Raw genomic sequence first — 3552 nt, 5'->3', positions numbered from 1 at the left:
GTGCACTTCCTCTCCGCGAGAAAGCTTCAGATCTCCGGAAAGAACTTGCCGTCAGCTTCACAGTGCCGTTGATCTGCTCAATTCTCACTGGACCATCCGCCTACTTTCCCATCGACATCTCTAATAGTGACACCCGGATCGGAGACTTTGAGCTCGGAGCCAGTTGCTTTGCGAACGTGTCCTAATTACCTGGCGTTCCGCCACTCTCTCATGCTGATTCACCGGTTGAGAGCGTTTCTTACATGCCTCCTGCTCTTGGAGGTTTTCGGTGGCATATTGGGCTGTAGCGACGATCCTTTGGATATTCCCCCTGACGAAACAATCACTTCTCCTCAGCCCCACCAACCAGCCGGCTTTGCCCGTTCGTTACAATCGAGCCCGCGCCTGGTCGCTCCTGAAACCGTCAATCCTTCCCCTCGTGAAACAGAGCAGTCTGACTGGTTTGAAGATGTCACAGCCGCAAGTCGGATAAGCTTTACCTATCGCAATGGCGAAGAAGAAGGTCACCTCTTCATCCTGGAGAGTCTCGGAGGGGGCGCGGCAGCCTTTGACTTTGACCGGGACGATTTCACGGACATTTTTTTCACCGGCGGCGGCACCATCGATTCCAACGCAACCATTGCCGGTTTGCCCTCCGCCTTGTTCCGTAACGTCAGCGAATTTCATTTTGACGAAGTCTCTGCCCAGGCCCGCGTGTTGAGTGGGGGAGACTATTCGCATGGCTGCTTCGCGGCGGATTTCGACTGCGACGGTTTTCCGGACTTCATCGTCACAGCTTACGGTCGCTGTCGGCTCTTCAAAAACCTTGGCGACGGGACGTTTATTGACATGACAGCCGGAAGTGGCATCAACCAGATGGGCTGGTGGACCGCAGCCGCATGGGGAGACATCAATCGTGACGGATTGCCCGATCTCTACCTCGCCAGTTATCTGCAATGGTCTCCTGCGTCCGACCAGAAATGCTGGAATCCCCTGAAACAACGAGAAGTCTGCGGCCCCAACCGCTTTCCTGCCGCAGATGACCGAGTGTATCGCAATCTCGGTGACGGCACGTTCGAAGACATCACAGAGAGCGTAGAAGTCCAACCGGGTGGCAACGGTTTAGCCGTCGTGGCGGCAGACATCAACCGCGATGGACTGGTCGACTTCTACGTCGCGAACGACGAGACAGATAACTTTCTTTATCTGGGTCGTTCTGACGGCACTTTACAAGAAATGGGACACGCGGTCGGCGTCGCCGTTAATCAGTATGGGACGCACGAAGGGAGTATGGGTGTTGAAGCGGGTGACTACGACCAGGATGGACGTTGCGATCTGTGGGTCACGAACTTCGAACTCGAAGATAACGCCCTTTATCGAAACCTGGGGGATGACATCTTTCTACAAACCACGAACACGGCGGGGCTTGCCGGACGGTCGCGTCTTCAGGTTGGCTTCGGAACTGCACTGGAAGATTTCAATGGGGATGGACGACTCGATCTGCTGGTGATCAACGGACACGTTTTTTACAGGGGAGGTCAGCTCCCGTACCGTCAGAAGCCCCAGCTTTTCCAGAACACAGCAGATGGTCGATTCAAAGAGGTTTCTCACTCCGCTGGAACATATTTCCGTGAGAATCATCCCGGTCGAGGTGCGACGGTCGGGGACTTTGACAATGACGGAGGAATCGATGTGGTTGTCGTGCATCAGAATGAGCCCGTATCAGTCCTTCGCAATCGATTCCCTCATCAGCGATTCGTCAGTCTGGACATCATCGGAACTCGCGTTGACCGGGATGCAATCGGTACCACCGTTACCGTCAGACAGGAAGGGGACGAACGAATCGCGTTCGTCCGGAGTGGTGCAGGATACCTGTCTCATTTCGATCGACGCGTGGTGATGGCTGTGACGGACGCCCCTTTCGACGTGAAGGTTTGCTGGACGGACGGAATGACAGAAATCTTCCGCGAGGTTCCCACAGGTCGCACCTCTCATCTCATTCAGGGACAAAGCGAGACCGATGCGGCCCCATAGCGAACCGACGGCCCAGCCTCGTCAATGGAACATAGCCCTCCTGCTGGCATTACTCGCAGGTAGCATTATCGTTTGTGGACTGCTGTGGACCCTGCGACCCAGCCCGGAAAGTCTGTATCAACAGGCCCTGCAGTCAAAAGAACTCTATGACCAGAAGCGGTTATTAGAACAGTCCATCCGCTTGGCTAACGACGACTATCCGGCAGCCGAATTGGAACTGTGCCTCGTGTCCGCTCGGCTGAAAGACTGGAGTGCGGTTGAATCGGGGACCGCCAAGCTTTCACAAAAGAAACTCGCTCCCTCTGACCTCATGAAGGTGGCACGCGTCTGCCTGGAAGCACAGCAATGGGCTTCCGCAAAACCGATACTGGAGGCTCTGCAGGAAACGCAGGGTCAAAATGAAGATTACCTGCGTCTTCGCTGTGCCTACTTTCAGGGAACGGGAGATCACCGTGGGCTGATTGATGCGACGCTCCTGCTGACCAAAGCAGCCCCCCATCAGACAAATTACTGGCTGTTGCTGGCTCAGATCCACGAGTTATTGGAACAGAACGCTGCGGCCATCGCCGTGTATCAAGAGGCGCTGGACCACGAATTGAGTCGTCTGGACGAAATCAAAATTCGTTCCCGTTTACTGGAACAGTTGATTCACGTCGGAGATGCCCCCGGGGCAAGAGATCAGTTGAACTCGCTCATCGCCGCGGGGGAAGCGGGTCCGCGAATCGAAATCGCGACCGCGCGCCTTTATCACCTGGAAGGACAATGCGAACTCGCCTTAGCCTCGCTGGAGCCGGCTCTGGACCGGATTGGTGAGATACCAGAAGCGATTCGGTTACGCGGTGTCCTTCAGCTGGAACTCGGAAAATTTGATGAAGCGGTTCAGGACCTCAAACGAGTTATAGAGCTGACTCCACACGACGAGATTGCCTTGTTCAAACTTGCAGAGGCCTATCGACGGTGGGGGAAGCAAGACCCGACACGAGACGATGGTGTGCTGGCAGACAAGTACCATCAGAGGTACCTGCAAGTTCACCAGCGCCAGTTGAGGATCAAAGCGATTCAGCGAGAACTCGCGCAGACCCCAGATCACCCACAGTTGCGTAAAGAACTTGAACAACTCAAAGCCGAGACGCGTTAGCCACCGGTACTGTGGGATGAGGGCCTTGTTCTTTGAGTTAGGTTGAGGTTGGAGAGGGGGTCGCGACGATGGAAGAATGCTCTCCCTCAGCACGCCCACGAATTCATCAGGAGAGCTGACGGAACCTTTTGATCGCGGTGAATCTCGGTTTGATACGCGGGAGACGATGGGAGGAGTCCGAACGACAGTGCCGCGGATTTCCTGCAGGGGAATGCCAAGGGGGCGATCATGGCACAGACCAACTCGGCTGCTCCTGACTGCGCGACTCTTCCTGCACCGAGACAGCTTGCGCAGAGACAGCCAGTGAGCAACCGAGTTGGACAACCCCGCTATTGCGACACGATCTCGACAGGACAAGCCGCGTGGCTTGAGACCTGTGCCGCCGTGGAATCCCCCCACCA

3 protein-coding genes are annotated in these 3552 nt (G+C 55.7%); all 3 read left to right on the top strand.

Annotated features, from left to right (window positions below; translation table 11 throughout):
* A partial coding sequence (locus VGE80_RS01310; RefSeq protein WP_440591394.1) for a hypothetical protein occupies positions 1–185 on the top strand: 185 nt, incomplete at its 5' end.
* A 112-nt stretch (positions 186–297) separates the two neighbouring features.
* Complete coding sequence (locus tag VGE80_RS01305; RefSeq protein WP_440591393.1) at positions 298–2013, top strand: CRTAC1 family protein; 1716 nt, start codon at positions 298–300, stop codon at positions 2011–2013.
* The gene (locus VGE80_RS01300) at positions 2000–3151 is read left to right on the top strand and encodes a tetratricopeptide repeat protein (RefSeq protein ID WP_440591392.1); all 1152 of its coding nucleotides are present in this window, start codon (positions 2000–2002) and stop codon (positions 3149–3151) included. Before VGE80_RS01305 ends, VGE80_RS01300 begins: the two co-directional genes overlap by 14 nt.
* Positions 3152–3552 lie beyond the last annotated feature (401 nt).

It is taken from the genome of Schlesneria sp., assembly GCF_036405755.1.
GTDB lineage: Bacteria > Planctomycetota > Planctomycetia > Planctomycetales > Planctomycetaceae > Schlesneria > Schlesneria sphaerica.
This window is presented reverse-complemented; position numbering and strand designations above follow the sequence as displayed.